The sequence below is a fragment of the Psychrobacter sp. HII-4 genome (genome assembly GCF_904846595.1).
Lineage (GTDB): Bacteria > Pseudomonadota > Gammaproteobacteria > Pseudomonadales > Moraxellaceae > Psychrobacter > Psychrobacter celer.
In genome coordinates this window covers 42,192-62,220 of sequence record NZ_CAJHBJ010000013.1, presented here as the reverse complement: position 1 = coordinate 62,220, position 20,029 = coordinate 42,192, and the positions used below count along the sequence as shown (strand labels likewise).

20 protein-coding genes and 3 pseudogenes are annotated in these 20,029 nt (G+C 43.3%); 17 read left to right on the top strand and 6 right to left on the bottom strand.

Going from position 1 to position 20,029, the window contains the following annotated elements; all coding sequences use genetic code 11:
* Window positions 1-73 precede the first annotated feature (73 nt).
* Window positions 74-462 (bottom strand): annotated as a pseudogene (locus tag JMX98_RS08045) (IS5 family transposase); the annotation flags it as partial.
* Between the two features lie 301 nt (window positions 463-763).
* On the opposite strand from JMX98_RS08045, the gene JMX98_RS08040 reads away from it, so the two are divergent.
* The 10 genes from JMX98_RS08040 (at window position 764) to JMX98_RS07995 (ending at window position 10,551) form a co-directional block, all read left to right on the top strand.
* Window positions 764-1,435 (top strand): 2Fe-2S iron-sulfur cluster-binding protein, encoded by a 672-nt coding sequence (locus tag JMX98_RS08040; protein ID WP_201585799.1) that lies wholly within the window; start codon window positions 764-766, stop codon window positions 1,433-1,435.
* Window positions 1,432-2,424 carry an FAD binding domain-containing protein gene (locus JMX98_RS08035; RefSeq protein ID WP_201585797.1) on the top strand — a complete coding sequence of 331 codons (993 nt, stop codon included), beginning with the start codon at window positions 1,432-1,434 and terminating at the stop codon, window positions 2,422-2,424. The genes JMX98_RS08040 and JMX98_RS08035 overlap by 4 nt, the downstream gene beginning before the upstream one ends.
* A 2-nt stretch (window positions 2,425-2,426) precedes the next feature.
* A complete protein-coding gene (locus JMX98_RS08030) occupies window positions 2,427-4,940 on the top strand; it encodes a xanthine dehydrogenase family protein molybdopterin-binding subunit (protein WP_201585795.1) in 2,514 nt (837 codons plus the stop codon).
* A gap of 113 nt (window positions 4,941-5,053) precedes the next feature.
* Window positions 5,054-6,310: an XdhC family protein gene (locus tag JMX98_RS08025; RefSeq protein ID WP_201585792.1), complete on the top strand. Its 1,257-nt coding sequence runs from the start codon at window positions 5,054-5,056 to the stop codon at window positions 6,308-6,310.
* The gene (locus tag JMX98_RS08020) at window positions 6,303-7,010 is read left to right on the top strand and encodes a nucleotidyltransferase family protein (protein WP_201585790.1); all 708 of its coding nucleotides are present in this window, start codon (window positions 6,303-6,305) and stop codon (window positions 7,008-7,010) included. The genes JMX98_RS08025 and JMX98_RS08020 overlap by 8 nt, the downstream gene beginning before the upstream one ends.
* A gap of 143 nt (window positions 7,011-7,153) precedes the next feature.
* Window positions 7,154-8,251 carry a GTP 3',8-cyclase MoaA gene (gene moaA, locus JMX98_RS08015; protein ID WP_227680091.1) on the top strand — a complete coding sequence of 366 codons (1,098 nt, stop codon included), beginning with the start codon at window positions 7,154-7,156 and terminating at the stop codon, window positions 8,249-8,251.
* A gap of 96 nt (window positions 8,252-8,347) precedes the next feature.
* Window positions 8,348-8,878: a molybdenum cofactor biosynthesis protein B gene (gene moaB, locus JMX98_RS08010; RefSeq protein WP_192994200.1), complete on the top strand. Its 531-nt coding sequence runs from the start codon at window positions 8,348-8,350 to the stop codon at window positions 8,876-8,878.
* Window positions 8,879-9,013: 135 nt separating this feature from the next.
* Window positions 9,014-9,553 carry a cyclic pyranopterin monophosphate synthase MoaC gene (gene moaC, locus JMX98_RS08005; protein ID WP_201585788.1) on the top strand — a complete coding sequence of 180 codons (540 nt, stop codon included), beginning with the start codon at window positions 9,014-9,016 and terminating at the stop codon, window positions 9,551-9,553.
* A 98-nt stretch (window positions 9,554-9,651) separates the two neighbouring features.
* Entirely contained in the window at window positions 9,652-9,918 is a 267-nt protein-coding gene (locus JMX98_RS08000) for a MoaD/ThiS family protein (RefSeq protein ID WP_227680090.1), read from the top strand.
* A 102-nt stretch (window positions 9,919-10,020) separates the two neighbouring features.
* Window positions 10,021-10,551: a molybdenum cofactor biosynthesis protein MoaE gene (locus JMX98_RS07995; protein ID WP_105245300.1), complete on the top strand. Its 531-nt coding sequence runs from the start codon at window positions 10,021-10,023 to the stop codon at window positions 10,549-10,551.
* A gap of 42 nt (window positions 10,552-10,593) precedes the next feature.
* Here JMX98_RS07995 and JMX98_RS07990 read toward each other — a convergent pair.
* Window positions 10,594-11,250, bottom strand: a pseudogene (locus JMX98_RS07990) (IS1595 family transposase).
* A gap of 403 nt (window positions 11,251-11,653) precedes the next feature.
* Between JMX98_RS07990 and JMX98_RS07985 the strand changes: the two are divergent.
* From JMX98_RS07985 to JMX98_RS07975, 3 genes are all read left to right on the top strand, one after another.
* Window positions 11,654-12,196 carry a hypothetical protein gene (locus JMX98_RS07985; RefSeq protein ID WP_201585825.1) on the top strand — a complete coding sequence of 181 codons (543 nt, stop codon included), beginning with the start codon at window positions 11,654-11,656 and terminating at the stop codon, window positions 12,194-12,196.
* A gap of 90 nt (window positions 12,197-12,286) precedes the next feature.
* A complete protein-coding gene (locus tag JMX98_RS07980; protein WP_201585786.1) occupies window positions 12,287-13,849 on the top strand; it encodes a Dyp-type peroxidase in 1,563 nt (520 codons plus the stop codon).
* A gap of 66 nt (window positions 13,850-13,915) precedes the next feature.
* Window positions 13,916-15,064: a catalase family protein gene (locus tag JMX98_RS07975; protein ID WP_201585784.1), complete on the top strand. Its 1,149-nt coding sequence runs from the start codon at window positions 13,916-13,918 to the stop codon at window positions 15,062-15,064.
* Window positions 15,065-15,180: 116 nt separating this feature from the next.
* Here JMX98_RS07975 and JMX98_RS07970 read toward each other — a convergent pair whose 3' ends face one another.
* The 4 genes from JMX98_RS07970 to JMX98_RS07960 all read right to left on the bottom strand — a co-directional run bounded on the left by JMX98_RS07970 (window position 15,181) and on the right by JMX98_RS07960 (window position 16,532).
* The gene (locus JMX98_RS07970) at window positions 15,181-15,465 is read right to left on the bottom strand and encodes an MliC family protein (RefSeq protein ID WP_201585782.1); all 285 of its coding nucleotides are present in this window, start codon (window positions 15,463-15,465) and stop codon (window positions 15,181-15,183) included.
* A gap of 220 nt (window positions 15,466-15,685) precedes the next feature.
* On the bottom strand, window positions 15,686-15,910 hold the full coding sequence (locus tag JMX98_RS14245) for a hypothetical protein (protein ID WP_265089360.1): 225 nt from the start codon (window positions 15,908-15,910) through the stop codon (window positions 15,686-15,688).
* On the bottom strand, window positions 15,911-16,210 hold the full coding sequence (locus tag JMX98_RS14240) for a YqhA family protein (RefSeq protein ID WP_265089359.1): 300 nt from the start codon (window positions 16,208-16,210) through the stop codon (window positions 15,911-15,913). It lies immediately after the preceding gene.
* A gap of 70 nt (window positions 16,211-16,280) precedes the next feature.
* Window positions 16,281-16,532: a transposase gene (locus tag JMX98_RS07960; RefSeq protein ID WP_265089362.1), complete on the bottom strand. Its 252-nt coding sequence runs from the start codon at window positions 16,530-16,532 to the stop codon at window positions 16,281-16,283.
* A 93-nt stretch (window positions 16,533-16,625) separates the two neighbouring features.
* Between JMX98_RS07960 and JMX98_RS07955 the strand changes: the two genes are divergently transcribed.
* The 4 genes and pseudogenes from JMX98_RS07955 to JMX98_RS07940 all read left to right on the top strand — a co-directional run bounded on the left by JMX98_RS07955 (window position 16,626) and on the right by JMX98_RS07940 (window position 20,018).
* A complete protein-coding gene (locus JMX98_RS07955) occupies window positions 16,626-17,066 on the top strand; it encodes a transposase family protein (protein ID WP_133105064.1) in 441 nt (146 codons plus the stop codon).
* A gap of 8 nt (window positions 17,067-17,074) precedes the next feature.
* Window positions 17,075-17,458, top strand: a pseudogene (locus JMX98_RS07950) (transposase family protein); the annotation flags it as partial.
* Window positions 17,459-17,783: 325 nt separating this feature from the next.
* Window positions 17,784-18,830 carry a histone deacetylase family protein gene (locus JMX98_RS07945; RefSeq protein WP_201585778.1) on the top strand — a complete coding sequence of 349 codons (1,047 nt, stop codon included), beginning with the start codon at window positions 17,784-17,786 and terminating at the stop codon, window positions 18,828-18,830.
* 96 nt (window positions 18,831-18,926) lie between these two features.
* Window positions 18,927-20,018 carry a beta-carotene 15,15'-monooxygenase gene (locus tag JMX98_RS07940; RefSeq protein WP_201585777.1) on the top strand — a complete coding sequence of 364 codons (1,092 nt, stop codon included), beginning with the start codon at window positions 18,927-18,929 and terminating at the stop codon, window positions 20,016-20,018.
* Window positions 20,019-20,029 lie beyond the last annotated feature (11 nt).

The window sequence follows — 20,029 nt, the reverse complement described above, 5'->3', positions numbered from 1 at the left end:
CAGTATCAACCATATTGAAACAATAAATTTTTGATTTATATATTATTATTTAATAATAATTTTATTTATACCCAACCATTGCCATGATTTTAGTGGTCATACCGCCTCTTGATTTGCCAATTGCCTGATGACAAGCCCCCCTTTTGCGCCTTGTCCATGACGATGTACCTTAACAATAGTGCCATCAATCATGGCATACTCTAAATCTGAGTCATTCAGAGCATTAAATAGCTTGCTGAATCTATCGCTTTTTACCCATCGACGGTAGCGCTTATAAACACTGTTCCAGTTACCAAATTCAGGGGGTAAATATCGCCACGGACTACCTGTACGGACAATCCATAGAACAGCTTCGATAAACAGTCGATTATTTACGGCTGTTCTACCAACATCGGTCTCTTTACCTGCACAATACGGTGCTATTTTTGCCCACTGGGCATCACTTAGGGTTAATCTAGTCATAACACTATGATTATCAATTATTTTCTATATGTCAACAAGCCTAATAATGCCGTTACATACGTAAACAGTACGCCAAACTGCTATATCCTCGCTCATCGATAAAACCTATCCTACTTTTAGTAAGCCAATAGTAAGGTCTGTGCTTGATGCTGAGAGCTGAATTCATCGCTCTGTTCTACTCTCTTAACGCCAAGAGAGTAACATTTACTACACAGACGCCCCAGTCTGCTGCTTCTACTATTTTATGGAGACTTATTAGTTATCCTTAAATTTAGCCATTATCTGCCAGCGGGAAGCCAGCATGAATACCTTGACTCTAAATATCAATAATCAAGATTACTCCTTTGACGATCTTGATCCGCGCACGACAATTCTAGATTTATGTCGTCAACATCTACAAATTACCGGACCCAAAAAAGGCTGTGATCACGGTCAATGCGGCGCTTGCACTATGCTTATCAATGGTGAGCGCATCAACTCGTGCTTGACCCTTGCGGTTATGCATGACGGCGATGAAATCACCACGATTGAGGGCATTGGAATGCCTGAGTCGTTATCAGCCTTGCAACAAGCCTTTAAAGATCATGATGCCTTTCAGTGTGGGTATTGCACGCCAGGGCAGATTTGTTCCGCCACGGCTTTAATAGAAGAGGTGAAACAAAACTGGCCAAGCTATGTGACAACAGATCTCAAAAACCCGAATGGGTTGTTAGTCCAAGAGATCGCTGAGCGCATGAGTGGCAATGTTTGTCGCTGTTCTGCTTACCCCAATATCGTGGATGCCATCTCACAAGTGCTTGAGAGCGAAGTGTCAAATAAGCGTGCTTCTTCTAGTGAAGAGACGACTACAGGTTCGCTGCAAGACTCAGCAGTGACAGGTATTTGGTCACCGCCGCCCAGTCAGTCCCAACTTGGTAATCAATCAGTAAACCATAATAAAAATGCCAGTAGCACAGCAGGAGGCCGCTCATGAAACGCTTTGAATATATCCGTGCCCTTGAACCGCAGCAAGCGGTAATGTTTGCTACTCCTAAAGAAGCCTCATTTATCGCAGGCGGTACCAATTTGCTTGATCTCATGAAGTTTGAGATTGAAACGCCAACCAAGTTGGTTGATGTGACACGCTTAGAGCTTGAACAGATTGAAAACACTGCCGATGGCGGCCTACGTATCGGAACCTTAGTAAGCAATAGTGATTTGGCCGCGCATCCTAGCGTGATTGCCAATTATCCGGTATTGTCTCGTGCGATATTAGCAGGGGCGACCGGACAGCTGCGCAATAAAGCGACGACTGGCGGTAACTTCCTGCAGCGTACGCGCTGCTACTACTTTTATCATACCGATAGCCCTTGTAATAAGCGTGAACCGGGTACTGGCTGTCCTGCAATTAACGGTGAGAACCGCCCCCTTGCCGTTTTAGGCACAAGTGACGCTTGTATTGCTCAACACCCGTCCGATATGGCGGTCGCTATGCGTTTGCTTGACGCTACTATTGAGACTGCCAAAACCGATGGCTCGACTCGGCAGATTCCAATAAAAGACTTTTATTGTCTGCCAAAAGACACTCCCCACATCGAAAACGTTTTAGAGTCAGGCGAGCTTATCACGCATGTCGTGCTGCCAGCGCCTATTAAAGGTATACACACTTATGACAAAGTGCGTGACCGCGCCTCTTATGCTTTTGCGCTTGTATCGTGTGCAGCTGTGATAGACGCTGATGATAATGGCAATTTGACGACAGTACGCTTAGCATTTGGCGGTATTGGTACTCAGCCATGGCGCAATGAAGATGTGGAAGATTTGTTGACGGATACGCAGGGCGACGATGACACTATCAATCAGGCAGCAGATTTGTTGTTAAAAGATGCCAAAGGTAGCGGTCAAAACGATTTTAAAATACCACTAACACGCCGTTTGCTAAAACAGGCCATTAAGCGTGCATTAGCGGGCGAGGGAGCATAATCATGTCATTATTAGATTCAGTACTACCGGCAGAGCCCACTAACAAAGAGAAGATGGATAAGCCGGTTGAGACGTTATTCGGCAAAACAGCGAGTAATTTGGTAGGTAAACCAATTAGCCGCGTCGAGGGCTCGTTAAAGGTTAGCGGTCAAGCTCATTATTCGGCAGAGATTCAGCTAGACAATAAAGTGTATGGTGTCTTGGTTGGCTCAACCGTCGCCAAAGGAAAAGTTGAAAAAATCGATAGCGACTCGATTGCCCATATACCAGGTATTATTAAAGTCGTCACTGACCCTAAGCGCTTCTTACGTAACTCACAGCAAGGCGGTGAGACCGAAGCACCGACTCAGGGTGTGAGTGAGATTTTTTATCATGGTGAGCCCATCGCAGTCGTTGTCGCTGAAACTTTTGAAGCAGCGACCGAAGGCGCCAAGGCCCTTAAAGTCACTTATAAAGACGAAACCGATCAAGCGGCTTTGGATTTTACTAAAGAGTTGCCTAACGCCCACGAGGTAAATGAGAAAAAAGGCTCGGATAAGAATGCTAAGCACGGAGATCCAGAGCAAGGCCTTGCTGATTCGGCGGTAACCATTGATCGTATGTACCATACCCCAAGTCAGAGCAACTCACCGATGGAACCGCACGTTACTTTGGCTCATTGGGAAGATGACAAGCTGGTCTTATACACTTCAAACCAGATGATCGCCTCTTGTAAGCAGCAAGTAATGGACGCATTAGATTTGAAGAAAGATCAAGTCGAGCTGATCTCATACTATGTCGGCGGCGGCTTTGGTAGTAAGCTAGGTATCGCGCCAGAATCTATTGCTGCCGCTATTGCTTCTAAAGAAGTCGGTCGTCCGGTACTGATTACTATGACGCGCCCGCAAGTGATGGAGGCGACGGTAAGACGCTCAAACACCCGTCAGCGTATTGCTATTGGTTGTGATGAAGAGGGTATTATTAATACCATTATTCACGATACCACGACCAGCAATTTGCCAGGCGAGGCGTTCTTTGAACCAACAGCATTATCCACTCACTTTTTGTACCGCGGAGAGAATCGCCGCGTCAGTTATCAGATGGTGGACATGAATCAATTGTTATCAGGCTCTATGCGTGCCCCTGGCGAAGCGGTGGGTATGATCGCACTTGAATGTGCGATGGATGAGCTGGCGACTAAGCTTCAGATAGATCCTATTGAGCTGCGCCGCCGTAATGAACCTGAAGAGGACCCTAGCGAAGAGATGCCGTTCTCCACCCGTCAGCTAGTCGCTTGTATGGAGAAGGGTGCTGAACAGTTTGGTTGGGATAAGCATAATCCTAAACCTGCCAGCCGACTAGAAGGCGACTGGTGGATAGGTACTGGCATGGCTGGCGCCTCTCGTGGCAATATGCTGCAGCCTTCTGAAGCGCGGGCGATACTACAAGTCGATGACTCAAAAGAGCTTGGCGTCAAAGCTATTATCGAAACCGATATGACTGATATCGGCACTGGCTCTTATACCGTATTCACTCAGGTCGCAGCCGATTTATTAGGACTGCCTATCGATCATATCGAGATGAAACTTGGCGACAGTGATTTACCACCAGCATCAGGTTCTGGCGGTAGTTTTGGCGCGGCCAGTGCTGGTAGTGGGGTTTATTTGGCTTGTGAGCAGCTACGCGAAATGCTTGCAAAAAAAGTAGGTCTACATGCCGATACGATTCGTATAGATAACGGTCAAATCCAAAAATCAGGTGAGCATCAGCCTAGTAAGGCAGAAGCCGCTATTGGAGCAAGTAGAGAAAAAGTAGCAGATTTTGTCGATAAAAACTTGGTAGAAAAAGGAGTAGTCGATAAAAACCAGGTAGATAAAGTATCAGGCTTGGTAGATAAGGCTGTAGACTTGGCAGATAAGGTGTCGGCAAAGACAGGTATGCCGCTTCCTGAATTAAAATCTGCAAATGAGCAATACGACTTTGATGATAATCAGTCCTATGCACTAGCTGATATTATTGCTAAGTTTGACGAGCAAGAAATCAGCGCCAAAGGCCAGATCAAGCCGGGTAAAAATGGCAAAAACCTTCGCCAAGCCTCGTTTGGGGCCAACTTCGCTGAAGTGGCGGTACATAAAGTCACCGGTGAGATTCGCGTCAAGCGTATGACTGGCGTGTATGCAGCAGGACGTATTCTCAACCATAAGCTTGCAACCTCGCAGTGTTATGGCGGTATGGTATTTGGTATAGGTTCTGCTTTGATGGAAGAGGTCATTCATGACAAGCACGATGGGCGCTTATGTAACCATGACCTTGCCGAGTACCATGTGCCGGTCAACGCTGACGTACCGCAGTTGGATGTGATTTTGTTAGAAGAGGATGACCCTTATACCAACCCTATGCATATTAAAGGTATTGGGGAAACCTCTATATCAGGGTCAGCGGCAGCCATTGCCAATGCCATTTATAATGCAGTCGGGGTGCGTGTTTATGACTTCCCGATTACTTTGGACAAAATCTTAGCCGATATGCCTGAGTAATAGTCGACATCGAAGTATAGACCCTGTTGAATAAAACCTGCTGAATGATAATTCTAATCTTAAGCAGGTTTTATTTATCTTATCCCTAAAAGTATAAAAAGAAACGCAAAAATATGAATCAAGTCGCAGACATTCTACAGCTCGCCTTTGACGCACGGCAGCAGCACGTTGATGCAGTGCTCGCGACAGTCGTGCGCATTGAAGGCTCAGCTTATCGTAAACCTGGCGCTATGATGCTTATTTGCGAGGATGGTCGCTCAGTAGGTATGATAAGCGGCGGCTGCCTTGAACCGCACATTATTAAACGCGCCTTTTGGCTGACGCGTCATGGCGCAAACGTGCAGGTCTATCAAACGGGCGATGAGCAAAAAGAAGACTTGGAGGATGAGCTAGAGGAAAAGTTAGATAATGATGCTGTAGATTTTGCAGTGGACTTAGAAGACGAGCTGAATTTTGGCTTAGGCTGCAATGGTAAAGTTCATGTGTTATTTGAGCGCTTATCTTCAGCTATGCCGTATTTAGATTTAATTCAGAAAGTTCGTCAAAGTGGAGAGTCTACTACTGTCGCTACTTTAATACACTCTAACAGCCCTGAGGTGACCGTTGGTACTAGGGTTCATTTAAACGCCAGTTTTTTAGATGACAGTTTTTTAGATGACAGTAAAAACTCACAAGAGATACCAGAGCAAACCACAAATTTACCAAAGCCAGTAATCGATGAGTTATCTGCTTATAAAGTGAGTAAAAGACACGCTGATTATCTGGTTTTAAAAAGTCCGGTTGCAAATGACAATAGCTCAAAAAACGCTATACAAACCGAGTGGTTAGTGCAACGCGTGCAACCGCAGATTCGACTTTTGGTTTGCGGAGCAGGCAATGATGTCATGCCGCTAGTCACCATGGCAAAGCTGCAAGATTGGCACGTCACCGTGATCGATAGTCGGCCGCAGTATGCCACTCGCCAGCGTTTCCCGCAGGCTGATGCTGCGTTATACGTGGCTCTTAACGATAGCGAAACTCTACTTAAACTGAGTCAAAATGCAGCGGTAGCACTAATGTCGCATAGCCTCACCCAAGATCGGGCACGCTTAGCTGTCTTGTTAAAGAATGCCAATCATTGTAATTACATCGGTCAGTTAGGCCCGCGCTATCGTACTGAGCGTTTGATTAAGGAGATTAGCGCAACTTGTGCTGACCCTACCGCCTTGGCAGACGGTATCAATCAGCTGCATTACCCTATCGGTTATAAGCTTGGCGGTGATGGCCCTGAAGCGTTAGCGCTAAGTATCATCGCGCAAATTAGCGCCGTCGTTTATGAGAAAGTTGCGGTTACTAAAGCGTTAGCGCAGCCAAAAGCCAGCTATGAATGACAAGGGTAGCTCATCATTCAACCAAAACAAACCTCCAAATCATGCGGTCATTATTTTAGCCAGCGGATTAAGTCATCGATTAGGTCAGCCAAAGCAGCTTCTAGAAAAACAAGGTAAACCATTAATTAACTATATGACGATGCTTGCTTTGGTGACTCAGCCAAAAGCTGTTATTGTCGTCATTCCTCAGCAAGATACAGCTATTACTGACGTTATCGAAACGGCTGTTAACCGTTTGACAGCGCCAAACTCAAGCATACAAATCGTTAGTAACCCTAATCCACAATTAGGAATGGCAAAGAGCTTATCTTTAGCTATTGATGCATTAAAATCTCAGCATGATTTAGCGATGAAGCGCGTATTGATTATGGGCGTGGATCAAGTATTATTAAGCGCTCCTCATTTAGATCAACTTCTAGCACAAGATAATATAGTCGTCGCCAGTCGTTACCCAAATTTGGATGAGAGATTTATTATTGATGATAATAAGCATGATATCGTGGGTGTGCCATTAGTTGTCAGTTATAAAGTACTAAAATCATGGCAATCCTCGCTCATTGGTGATAAAGGCTTGCGGCACTTTATTAGAGCGCTAGCTCCTGAGAAAGTCACCACGGTGGCTCACTCAAATCTTAGCTATGATATTGATACTCCTAAACAATTAGCTTATGCTCGGCAGCAAGGATGGCTTGATTATTGATATAACTGCCTATAGAACAGTCATTATTGGCCGCTTTGTTTCGCTATTGAGTCTAGGGGCGGTTTAGAAATACATAATTTTGACGACAACAGCGCTCGTAAGCGCTTATACTCTTTTATGACCCCATTATTGGGAGTACCTTTTTGTATTCACCTGTTTTAAAGCCTGATATTTTTGATCCACAAGCACAGAATAGCTCAGTGTTATCCTCTGTCGACTCTGCTCGTGCCAGTCATTTAGTCGCTGATCATTCGGTGATTGATAGTAAACCGCTAACCGATGGTTTTTCGCGGCGGCTGACTTATTTACGTCTTTCTATCACTGATTTTTGTAACTTTCGCTGTGAGTATTGCCTACCAAACGGCTACCAAGGCAAACGCCCCTCCGATGAGCTCAGCGTCGCTGAAATCAAAACTTTGATTCAAGGCTTTGCGCAAGTAGGCACGCAAAAGGTGCGTATCACTGGTGGCGAGCCATCGATCAGACGCGATGTGGTAGAGATTATCGAAACGATCAAGAATACCGCTGGTATCGAGATGGTCGCAATGACTAGCAATGGCTACAAGCTTGGCAAGCACCTAGCCAACTGGCAGGCGGCAGGACTGAATCAGCTCAACATCAGTATGGATAGTTTCGATGCCGATACTTTTCATCAGATGACGGGCTTTAATACCCAGCCCCAGCTGATGCGCGACATGGACACCCTCCTAGCGACTACTGATATTAAGCTCAAAATTAATAGTATCTTAATGGCGGAGACTGCTTTTCAAAACTTAATTGACGCGATGGACTACGTCAAAGACCGTCCTGTGACCTACCGCTTTATCGAGTTTATGCAGACCAGTGACAACAGCGATTTGTTTTTTGCTCAGCATGCGCAGTCTGATATGATTACGGATTATCTGCTCGAGCGCGGTTGGCAGTCGCATGATCGCGGTAGCGCTGATGGCCCTGCAATAGAATACAGCCATCCTGACTATCTCGGGCGTATCGGTATGATTGCCCCTTATGCCGCGCACTTTTGTGATAACTGTAATCGTCTTCGCGTGAGTAGCCAAGGCAAAGTGCATCTGTGTCTATTTGATGAAGGTAATTACGATATTCGAGATTATCTAAAAAACGACGATGTGCAAGGTCTAGTCAACACCTTGCATAGCTTTATGCCAATTAAGCCTGAGCATCACCATCTGCATGAGTCTAATAGCGGCATGATGCATAACTTATCGATTATCGGTGGTTAGAGTATGTAGATGGAGCTCTCATAGTAAAACGGCAAACTGTCAAACCGTAAAAATAAAATATTTAAACTTATCAAATAATTAGAATTAGGAATATCTATGTCTAAGCCTGCTGCAGAATTTACCCCGCTGAATATTGCTGTGCTTTGTGTCTCTGACAGTCGTACGCTTGAGGAGGATAGCTCAGGGCAGTACTTAGCCGATAGCTTAGTTGAGGCGGGTCACCACTTAGCTGATCGTCAGCTGATTACTGATGATATTTATCAAATTCGTGCGGTCATTAGTGGCTGGATTGCTGATCCTAATGTGCATGCAGTAATCACCACAGGCGGCACTGGGTTTTTTATCCGTGATAGTATGCCAGAAGCGGTCAGCGTATTGTTTGACAAGTCGATTGACGGTTTTGGCGAGATGTTCCGTTTGCTCTCCAAAGATGATATCGGTATGTCAACCATTCAGTCGCGCGCTATCGCTGGTATGGCCAATGGCACAGGCATCTTCTGCCTGCCGGGTTCGACCGGTGCTTGCCGTACCGGCTGGAATGATATCTTAAAAGAGCAGTTCGATAACCGTACCCGTCCTTGTAACTTTGTTGCGCACTTTATGCGCGCCAATCCAGGTCACGACTAGCGTTTTGAGACTTATAAAATAGATCTCTTGCATAAGTCATTGCTAGCCCTTGATACTTCGTTAACGAAGGTTAATAAAACGGTACTTTTGCAAGAGGTCTAATATAAGTAACCTTTAATGAGTTAAGAAAAATACATGTCTATATCTTCTGACTATAAAAATACTCCGACTAATACTGCAAACCACTCGCACGCTACCCTATCGCATTTAGACAGCGATGGTGAGATTCATATGGTCGATGTGGGCCACAAAACAGCTACTACTAGAGAAGCGCATGCTGTTGGTCAGGTGTGTTTTCCAGCGGACATCTATGGTCAAATAAAAGCCGCTGATGGCATGACAAAAAAAGGCAGTATCACCCAAACTGCCCATATCGCAGGTATTATGGCAGCCAAGCGTACTCATGATTTGATTCCGCTTTGTCATCCATTGCCGCTAGATAAGATTGGCTTAAGTTTCGAGTATGACGACAGCTTAAATAGCATCATGGTCAATGCAACGGTGAAAGTCACTCACAAAACTGGAGTGGAGATGGAAGCGCTGACCGCTGTTAGCGTGGCTTGCCTGACCATCTATGACATGACCAAAGCGCTGTCGCATGACATCGTGATTGATGGAGTCAAACTCATGACTAAGACCGGTGGCAAGTCAGATTATAACCATCAAGTAACATAGTCTAAGTGTGATGTTTTATCAAAAATAATTTTAGCGAATAAACGATTTTAAGCAACGCCGCACTTTTCCATGCAGCGCCGCTCTATAGGAGTAGTAAGATGACTGACAATACAAATGATTTGATGAACATCAATGTACTGTATTTTGCCAATCTTGCGGACGAAGCCAATTGTCAGCAAGAGCAAGTCACGCTTGCCCCTGATACTTCACTAGCTCAGCTATATGAGCAGCTTCGCGATAAGCATCACTTCAGCCGTCCGCAAGCCGATCTGCGTGTGGCGGTAAATGATTACTTTGCCAAATGGGATGACCCGATTAATGATGGCGATAGTGTGGTGTTTATTACCCCTGTGGCAGGCGGCTAGTCGCTAATTATCTGTCGTAGACTACAACTCTAGCCTAGCAAAAATAACACAACTCAAAATAGTCGAACTAACCTAGAACCGATTCATAATCTGAGCATATCAATGACTGGTGAGAATAAAAACAACGAAATAAAAATTGGCGATAAAGAAGACGTACATAGCCAATCGATGCAAATCAAGCGCAGTGCTGATGACGCTTATGCTATCGCTGAGCGTGATGGTTTTGCGCTATTAGATGAAGCTATTGACGAGACGCGCCTTAGAGCCATGCTCGATGACGACAGCTGCGGTGCTTTTGCTTGTTTTGAAGGTCGCGTGCGCAATCATAATAATGCCAGCTGTGTCGAGCGTTTGACTTACTACGGCTATGAGGATTTGGCGATTAACCAAGGTCGGCAAATCATGGATGAGGCTAAAGAAAAATTTGAGATTACCGCTGCGGTTGCCATTCACCGTATCGGCGCATTAGAGATTGGCGATATTGCCGTTTGGATCGGTGTGATCTCCGCCCACCGCTATCCGGCGTTTGATGCTTGCCGCTGGATCCTCGATACCATCAAAGCCGATATTCCCGTCTGGAAGCAAGAATATTATGACAGTGAGTCGCCCAAATGGCTAAGCAACAACGGTTAACTCATGATGACTAATAGATAATGGGGCTGTAGTAGATAAGGATTAAATATCACACCATTTTCTCAAGGTTTTCAGCTGATTAGATGGTGAGCCATAGTTGAATCTAAACTCACACTCTTTTAAAAACAAATAGAAGTTCTTCTTATCGATTCCATTATACTTTCTGAGAGTTCGTTTAGACTGATTCCAGAAGTTCTCAATACCATTGATGTGATTGTTTTTACCGAAAGTAAACTCTTTAGAATGATTGACTCTGGAATGTTTAAACTCGCTCACATCCATTGCATTGTAACTTCGATAGCTATCCGTATAAACAAAGCTGTCAGGCTTGATGTTACGCTTGATAACAGGCATTAGCGTGGTCTTCTTGGTGTCTGCTACGACAATGGTATAAACCTTACCGTTTCGTTTTAGAGTCCCAAATACAGCGGTTTTACCAGCAGCCCCGCGACCTCTTTTGCCTCTGCCTACACCGCCAAAGTAACTTTCATCTCATTCGACCTCACCATCAAAAAGCTCATCAGCTTCTAATGAGAGATGGTAATCTATCACAAGTCTTATTTTATGATAAAAAAGTGCAGCAGTATTAGGCTGAATATCAAGCAAATCTGCGGCTGTTCTAGCAGTCACTTCAGCTGTGAAAAATTCTAACAGCCTTCGCTGTACTTTTTTACTTAGTTTACAACGGTTTATCTTCATAAAAGTAGTCTAGCATAGTGCTTATCTACTACAGCCCCTAAATAATTATAAAAACTCGAAGTATGATTTCAAAGCTTGGTTACCTAGAGTAGTCAAGCTTTTTTAGTATTTAATAACGATTACAAAAACAGTCATGCTTTTAAAGACTTAATAAGTACGACCAAAATTTATTGCGCCGGTAAGTGCGCCGTCTATCTTTGTAACACTGCTGCAATTTAAAACGTTATTGTTAAACCTATGTTTTGTTTTGTGTGATTAGTCCGCTATTACTTGAGCCTTTTACCGTTTCTGCTATGGTAATAGCTCAACAGCAATCATATAGGAAAAACTTATGAGTAAAAACAATAATAAAGAGCGCATTATCGATAATTCAGAAGATCTCAAAGATAAAATCACTGAGTCTATGGATGCCTTTAAACTGCGGGCAGATCTGTTAGTGGCGAATTTAAAAGAGGGCGGCAATGATGGTTATGATCACTCAACCTCTAGCGCCGGCGAGAAAGGTCTAAAGTCAGGCAAAGTATCCGAGCTTACCGTTATCGCACCGCTAAAAGACGGCGGTGCTGCCCGTCTCAAAGAGATTCTAAAAATAGCAGGGGGCAATCTAAAAGGGGCGACAAGGGTAGGCACTTTGCACGATTTACGCTTCGTCTTTTTAGATAATGATACAAGAGTGCTTTTTTGCACCGCTTATGACGGTGACTGGGATCCTTATATTGATGATTTCGCCACCAAAATTCCTGAACTCATGGATATTTTATTCGGCAATGTCGAGGGCTGGCCGGGTATCAAAGACCCAAGTGTCAAGCAGTTTATTCTTGATCATCAGATTACCGCTGCAGGCTGGTACGTAGGCGTCCCGCATCTGACGGTACAAGATATTCGCCGTCATGAGCGTATTGTTAAAGGCATCAATAAAGCTTTAGATGAAGCGCAAACAAGCTAATTTTTTAGACATTGTATTTCTAAGCGCATAAATTTCAGGGCTTTGATACGGTCATACTTTAATAACGATAAAAAATGAATAGGGCGATGTATGAGTAATGATGATAACAAACCTTTAACGGGATTGACCGATAAGTTGCAAGACTTAAAAGATGAGTTTGGCAATCGCATCGAAAACAGTGATTTTGAGACGTGGCTTAAAGGCGTGAAAGATGAAGTCGGTGACGGTATTGAGATGATGGCTCGTAGGGCACGCGGGGTCTTTAACCCCAATCTCGTCACCATGCAGCTAAAAGACATTCAATCCATCGTCCTACGTGAGCGTCCCGCCCCATATTTTGGCACGGTAGTAGCACTAAAAATCAATAATGCTGACGTTGGCAAACAAATGCTGGCGCAGGTGTTGCCTCATGTAACCGGTAGTGAAGACTGGCACAAAGACATGCAAGCCACGCTGTCTATCGTCATGACTTACGAGGGTCTACAAGCGTTAGGTGTACCGCAGTCATCACTTGATAGCTTTCCTGAGTCTTTTAAAGCAGGTATGGCAGCGCGTGCTGAGCAGTTGCGCGATTTTGATGTTAATGCCCCTGAGAATTGGATGGCACCTTTTGGGGATAAGGGTGATATCCATGTGGGCGCGGCTATTATCGCTGATACCAAAGATAAATGGCAGGCCAAACTTGATGAGCTTCGAGATAATCTTACCGATCATATCGATGTGGACAATCCTGCTAATGGTAATGTAGAAATCCTAATCGAGCAGGACTTTGGTTCAAATGACAACGTCAAAAACGTCTTTGGTTATCGTGATGGTATCAGTAACCCTGAGATTCAAGGCAGTGGTATTCAGACGCCTTCGAACCATGACGGCGATCCTATTGCCGCAGGGGAGTTTGTGCTCGGTTACGAAGGGGAGGCAGGGCTGGTTGCGCCTATGCCGCAGCCTGAAGTCTTAGGCAAGAACGGCTCGTTTATGGTGTTACGTGCTTATCATAGCCATGTTGCTACTTTTAATAAATACCGCAAAGATAATACCGACAGCGAGGAAGAGGCGGAGCTGCTAGGTGCAAAAATGTGGGGACGCTGGCGTTCAGGCGCGCCGCTCGTTTTGTCTCCCGATCATGATGATAAAGCGCTTGGCGATGATCCTAGCCGCAATAACGACTTTGGTTATAAAGACGATCCTTACGGTAAAAAGTGTCCGTTTGGCGCGCATATCAGGCGTATGAACCCACGCGATAGCGAAGATTTTATTTTATCCGATGTGCGTATTCACCGTATCGTTAGACGTAGCGTGGGCTTTGGTGAAGTTGTGCCACCCAATGTAATAGAGGACGATGGCAAAGATCGCGGTCTGTTTTTTATTGGTATTAATGCTCATGCCATGGAGACGGTTGAGTTCTTGCAATCACAGTGGATCAACGATGGCAACTTTATGAGCTTAGGCGAAGAAAAAGATCCTATGGTTGGTTTGCACTCTGGTGATAAAGGAGGAAGTGATAAAGACAGCGATGCAGATACCTTTACTGTTCCGGCTGATCCAATTCGCAAACGCTACCATGGTATTGAAACCTTTAATACCTTGCACGGCGGCGAATACTTTTTTATTCCGAGTTTATCGGCGCTAAAATGGATTAGCGAGCTGTCTTAACTCTCAGTACCATTTGTAATAGTCACCACTTAACAATAATAATCATGAATAAAATTAGGAAATATAATGCTAAAAAAATTATTTAAACCCAAATACGTCCCCTACGATCCAAAATATATCGAATTAAGTGCTGAGGACGAAAAAAACATTCGTACTATTACCGACGATATCAAAAGCTATATTTCGCGTAGTGATAAAGCCAGCAATATCGATTATCACACGCGTGATGCCCATGCCAAGGGGTACTGCGCACTAAAAGCCAAGTTTGAGATATTAGATGATATTCCCAAAGAGTACGCACAAGGTTTGTATGCTAAAGCGGGCATTCATGATGCGGTGATTCGTTTATCCAACGGTTCATCTCGAGTATTCGCTGATCGTAAGTTGGGCTTTGCTCAGGGTCTCGCGATTAAAGTCTTTGACGTGCCGGGTAAGAAGCTAGCTCCCGGGGAGGAGGACAGTACGACCTTTGATTATAACTTTATCAATCATCCGGTGTTCTTTTGCAATAGAATTGAGGAGTATACCTATCTCTCAAAACTGTTTTTGGAATTACCTAAATACACGGAGAAGGGCGCGATCGGTAAAGCGCAGTTGGCGTTTAACTGGCTGACCAATTACGGCTCAAGATTACCAACCAAAGAGTCGATTAAAACCTTTAAAGCTATCGGCGGCTTTACGAGGATTGAACCAAAAAACACCTTGTTATACGACTTTCATTCGCAAGGTGTGGTGCGTCATGGTGATTATATGGCAAAGATACGGGCAACGCCAACAGCCGCTTCTGTCAAAAAAGTCACGCGCCGTGATGTCGATGTCGACGCCCGCGAAGAGGCGCTGCGACCGCTTATCGTCGAAGAGATACGCGAACATGATTATCAGTTTGATATCCAGATTCAGCTATGCCGTAATCTCAAAAAGCAGCCGATTGAAGAGATTACGACGCAGTGGCAAGAGTCGGATACGTCCTTTGTCACCGTAGCGCGTTTAACTCTTCCTTGCCAAGACGTACCAGATGACGGTAATTTTGAAATTATGGAGAATCTATCCTTTACCCCATTTCGCTGTCTTGAAGAGAACCGTCCTATCGGAAACTTACAACAGTCGCGTCTCAAGGCCTATCAAGTCGCCTCCGAGACTCGCCATAAACTCAACAACGTCAAGCGCCGTGAGCCAAAGAGTTTAAAAGAGACGTTTGATAAGTCTTTTTTTTAGACTAATCGTTTTTAGACTAATCATTTTGAAGTTTATAGATCAAAAAAAAGCCAGTCGTTATGTGACTGGCTCTTTTGTATCATAAGAATGTGTCTTGTACTAAAAACATCAGCTATTTAAGCTTGGCAATTTACGCTGTACTCGCGGCCATCCACTGATTGGATAGACATGACACCATAATCGGCTTTGCTCTGCCACTCATAGTTGTAGTTAGAGTTGTCATTGTTAACGTAGCGCGCTCCAGAACCTGACACTGCTTGCGTTAAGATCATTTTTTGATTGCTTAATCCGATCTCTGGTAGAGTGATGTTTAGATCGACAGCACCGCCATTGTTGGCATAAGCTGTGCTAATTTGACCGTCATTTTCACAGTTGTAGACCGTAGCGTTAGGATTAGTCATCACAGCACTGTTGTTGCTACTCGTAAATGGGTTGCCAGCGCACGCGGCAAGGAGTAAACAAGCAGGCGCTATTGCTATTAATTTTTGGGGCTGTCCTAAATAATTTTGCTTATCTAGGACAGCCCCTATAAGAATAACGTTTTTATCTTGGACTACCCTAGAGTAAAAATGAGAAGCAGCTGTTAGGAAACTTGCTAATAGCTATGTACCTTAATATTTCTCAATGTTTTTTGGTATCGCCAACGATTTTATCCATAAGGGCAAATAGCAGACCTGATAGCACAAAAGTCATATGAATAATAACTTTCCACATGAGCTTATCCTCGTCAAGCTCGGTCATATTGCCCGAAATATCCATAAATGATTTTAAAAGGTCGATGGCAGAGATGGCAACGATAGCGCCGATAACTTTAAGCTTAAGCCCTGAAAAGTCTACCTTTTCCATTCAGCTTGGACGGTCGTGGTGCTCTCCTATATCTATCTTGGAGACAAAGATTTTATAGCCACTAAAGATAATAATCAGTAGCAAACTGGCGACTAAGGCGATATCAACTAATACGAGAATATCGACGATCACATCTGATACGGAAGCGGCGATGACGCTGGTAAACATATAGACCAGCTTTTGTGCAAACTTTATAAACAGCAGAATGATACCTAAAACCAAACCTAAGTAAAAAGGGGGCAATATCCAGCGACTGTTGAAGAGGGTTTTTTCTAATGAGTATTCAATTCTTTTTAACATCAATATCTCTTAATCAATAAATAGAATAGTACCGAGCAATTACCTTTAATAGTAACTTGAACAAATATAGTCAGTTCAAAATAAAATTGTTATGGTTAGGACAAACATCATAAAACAATTTGGATAAGTCATTTTCCATCCAGCCTTGGCGTAGAAACTTCACTTGAGCCCATTTCTTTTCGATAGGGTTTAGATCAGGGCTGTACGGTGGCAGCCATAGAATACGATGACCATGTCTATTCAGTAGCTTTTGAATACGCTTGCTCGTATGAAATCTGGCATTATCCATCACAATCACGCATTTTGTTTTAAGAATTGGGATTAGGGTTTGTTTGCACTATTCGTAGAATAGACCTCTTGCAAAAGTAGCAGAGAATTTTACAATAACTGAAACACTCATAACTTTTTAGGAACCATGCCAAACATAGATAAGCTACTCAAACAAAGTGACGCTGGTTTTAAACGCTACACTGGCATTCATAAAGCCACCTTTTATGACATGCTTGAGGCCATGCAAAAGCATGAAGCATCTAAGACCAAATCAGGTAGACCAAGTGTGCTCAGTCTTAAGGAGCAGATACTACTAGCCCTGACTTATTGGCGTGAATACCGCACGCTTTATCATATCAGTATGGACTTTGGTATTCATGAGTCTTCTGCTAGCCGTATCATTCGTAAAGTAGAAGACACACTGATTGACTCTGGCAAGTTTGAATTGCCTAAAAAGCTGCCCAGTCGTGTCGATGAGGACATCAATTGGTCAGTCGTCATTGTCGACGCCACCGAAACCCCAATTGAGCGTCCAAAAAAAACCAAAGCGACTACTACAGCGGCAAGAAAAAACAACACACCTTAAAAGCGCAGGTTATCGTCCATTGGCAAACCGGCTTGATACTTGATGTGCAAACCTGTAAAGGGTCAATCCACGATTTTAAGCTGTATAAAGATACTTGTCCTGATTGGTTACCTGAGAATACTAACTATCTAGCAGACAGTGGTTATCAAGGGTTAGCAAAGCTACATAACCAAACTTTCACACCATTTAAGAAACCTCGTGGTGGTCAGTTATTGGAGATATGCAAACAGGCCAATCACTATCTAGCAAAGTTCCGTATTGTGGTTGAGCACAAAATAGGCTTAATCAAGTTGTTTAAAATCGTGGCTCATAAATATCGCAACCGTCGTCAGCGCTATGATCTTAGAATGAAGCTGTTTGCTGGTATCATTAATTTCGAGCTAAACCTATGACTTTTGCAAAAGGTCTAATGATTTCAATTTTATTTCTTAAATAGACTTAACAAATACTGATTTATTGGGTATTAGCAATACTTATATTAGCTATTAATTTATAACGTTTGACTGTCGCTTTGCAGCAACATATATTAAATCAATGTTAGTAAGTATAAGGTTTCGTGCCGCTGACAATAAGATAGATCGAGATAATCATGATAGAGATATTAGAATTTTTAATATGAATTCTTAAAGCTTTTAATAGATATCAAGGATTTTGATAGAAAGATAACAGGTTTATCAATCGAAAAAATAAGTTTTTAGAAACAAAGGAATGTATAGCATGAAAATTTATAGTCATGAAAATCAAAAACTTCATCATCCAAAGACTTACTTTTCGCGTGGGCAAATGCGCGAGCCTCAAGAAAAGCCTGAGCGATTGATTGAGCTTTTAAAGGCGCCAAAAGAGTTAGGCTTGGCAGTAACGACTGCTAAAGATATCGGAATAGCGCCGATTTTAGCCGTGCATGATTTGGATTATGTTGATTTCTTAAAGCATGGCTATGATGAATGGATGGCAGTAGACGAGGAAATGGGCGAGGAAGTTCAGACGACCGTTTATATTCAAAATAATAACCCCGGTCTTGGTATCTTAGCAAAAGCAGCTAAGTATCAAGCCGATGGAAGTGCTCCCATTGGTAAGCATTCATGGATTTCTATTTATTGGTCAGCTCAAACGGCACTCAGTGCTGCTGACACTTTATTAAACGATGAAGACAGTCAAAACAATAATCAAAATAATGTACAAATATGTCTGACCAGACCTGCAGGCCATCATGCTCGTAAAAACGCCGCAGGTGGCTTTTGTTATTTAAATAATGCGGCCATCATTGCTCAGCACCTCCGTCAAAAATTTCAAAAGATCGCCATCATAGATACGGATATGCACCATGGTCAAGGTATTCAAGAAATATTCTATGACCGTAAAGATGTGCTATACACCTCTGTACACGGTAGTCCCATCAACTTTTACCCTGTAGTCGCTGGTCATGAGCACGAGAGAGGTGAGGGCGAAGGCTATGGCTATAACATCAATTTTCCGATGCCGCACGGTACCAATGAAGCTGGATTTTTTCATTATGTCGATCGCTCAATCGAGTCCTTAAAAATATTTGACCCAGATGTCATCGTTCATGTCTTAGGATTTGATGTCTATAAAGACGATCCACAAGCCAAGTGTCACGTTAGTACGGAAGGCTTTAAAACCCTCGCACAAAAACTTAAAGCGTTAAATAAACCCATTATCGTGCTGGTTGAAGGAGGATATTGCATAGAAAAGCTCAATGAGAACCTACAAGCTTTTTTATCTGGCTTTACCTCAGAAAAATAATAATTATCAAACAAAAGTAATTTTTTAATCACTACCCACATAAAGGATTTATTAGGGTAATTGCTCGATTAACTCACAACAACAGGGATGTTTAATATGAGTGTTTCAATTATCAAAGCGATCAGCTATGCCGGTGTGTATGTTGGTGCAGTCATTGGTGCAGGCTATGCCAGTGGACAAGAAGTGCTGCAGTTCTTTGCAGGCTATGGCTTTATCGGAATGTTGGGAGCTGTCATTACTATGATTATGTTGGCATGGTACGGTACAGTGTTTATGGAATTGGGTCATCAGCTTGAAACCAATAGCCATCGTGTGGTTCTCAATTATATATGTGGCAAAAAAATAGGTTTTTTTGCTGATTATATTCTTTTATTTTTCATGTTTGGCGTCATTAGTATCATGTTTTCAGGTGGTGGTGCAGCTATCCATCAGTACTGGGGTCTACCATCCGTTGCTGGCAAAATAATTATCGCCTTAATGACACTATCTACTGTAATTTTTGGTTTTACCTCCTCTGTTAGGGCGTTAGGAATCATATCTCCCTTAATGATTTTGGCCGTCGTTGTTATCTCTGTCATTACCTTCACTACGCACGCCGATCAACTAGCAACTGTGGACGCTACTATTCAAACGCTTAAGCCCGATACAGCCACTACTTTTTGGTGGACATCAGCGATAGTTTATGTGTCATACAATGTCATTCCAGGCGTATCCACTTTTGCCTCAATTGGCAATAAAGAGCCAAACTTAAAGACAGTTAGAATGGCGGGCATAATCGGTGGAATGACCTTAGGTATTTGTTTGTTATTGATTATTATGGCGCTCTTATCTGATCTTGAAAATGTGATGAGCTATGAGCTTCCGTTCTTAGAAATAGCGCGTGGTATTGGTCCGACTACTGGGTTTTTATTTAGCATCGTGCTTGTGGTTGCTGTATTTACAACGGCGGTTTCTAATCTTTATGGCTTTGTGATCCGCTTCTTTGATTCAGATACGGAAACGTCGAAGTTTCGTATTTTAACTATTGTGGTCGTTGTGCTCTCTCTGCTTGCTTCACTATTCCCATTCAGCACATTAGTAGGCACCTTGTATCCAGCTTTAGGCATTCTTGGTATGTATGTACTGCTCTGTGCCCTATATAAGACTTTCAAAGGTCAAATATTTATGGCTGAACGACCAAAGCTATAACAAAAAGCAAA

Bases quoted from the DNA above. Each gene is read 5' to 3' on its own strand.
- JMX98_RS14240 (WP_265089359.1), bottom strand. From the start codon at position 16,210: ATGTTAAAAAGAATTGAATACTCATTAGAAAAAACCCTCTTCAACAGT.
- JMX98_RS07945 (WP_201585778.1), top strand. From the start codon at position 17,784: ATGAAAATTTATAGTCATGAAAATCAAAAACTTCATCATCCAAAGACT.
- JMX98_RS07970 (WP_201585782.1), bottom strand. From the start codon at position 15,465: ATGACTAATCCTAACGCTACGGTCTACAACTGTGAAAATGACGGTCAA.
- JMX98_RS07995 (WP_105245300.1), top strand. From the start codon at position 10,021: ATGACTGGTGAGAATAAAAACAACGAAATAAAAATTGGCGATAAAGAA.
- JMX98_RS07955 (WP_133105064.1), top strand. From the start codon at position 16,626: ATGCCAAACATAGATAAGCTACTCAAACAAAGTGACGCTGGTTTTAAA.
- JMX98_RS07985 (WP_201585825.1), top strand. From the start codon at position 11,654: ATGGATGCCTTTAAACTGCGGGCAGATCTGTTAGTGGCGAATTTAAAA.
- JMX98_RS08030 (WP_201585795.1), top strand. From the start codon at position 2,427: ATGTCATTATTAGATTCAGTACTACCGGCAGAGCCCACTAACAAAGAG.
- moaB (WP_192994200.1), top strand. From the start codon at position 8,348: ATGTCTAAGCCTGCTGCAGAATTTACCCCGCTGAATATTGCTGTGCTT.
- JMX98_RS07980 (WP_201585786.1), top strand. From the start codon at position 12,287: ATGAGTAATGATGATAACAAACCTTTAACGGGATTGACCGATAAGTTG.
- JMX98_RS07940 (WP_201585777.1), top strand. From the start codon at position 18,927: ATGAGTGTTTCAATTATCAAAGCGATCAGCTATGCCGGTGTGTATGTT.
- JMX98_RS08040 (WP_201585799.1), top strand. From the start codon at position 764: ATGAATACCTTGACTCTAAATATCAATAATCAAGATTACTCCTTTGAC.
- JMX98_RS07975 (WP_201585784.1), top strand. From the start codon at position 13,916: ATGCTAAAAAAATTATTTAAACCCAAATACGTCCCCTACGATCCAAAA.
- moaC (WP_201585788.1), top strand. From the start codon at position 9,014: ATGTCTATATCTTCTGACTATAAAAATACTCCGACTAATACTGCAAAC.
- JMX98_RS08000 (WP_227680090.1), top strand. From the start codon at position 9,652: ATGACTGACAATACAAATGATTTGATGAACATCAATGTACTGTATTTT.
- JMX98_RS08035 (WP_201585797.1), top strand. From the start codon at position 1,432: ATGAAACGCTTTGAATATATCCGTGCCCTTGAACCGCAGCAAGCGGTA.
- JMX98_RS14245 (WP_265089360.1), bottom strand. From the start codon at position 15,910: ATGGAAAAGGTAGACTTTTCAGGGCTTAAGCTTAAAGTTATCGGCGCT.
- JMX98_RS08025 (WP_201585792.1), top strand. From the start codon at position 5,054: ATGAATCAAGTCGCAGACATTCTACAGCTCGCCTTTGACGCACGGCAG.
- JMX98_RS08020 (WP_201585790.1), top strand. From the start codon at position 6,303: ATGAATGACAAGGGTAGCTCATCATTCAACCAAAACAAACCTCCAAAT.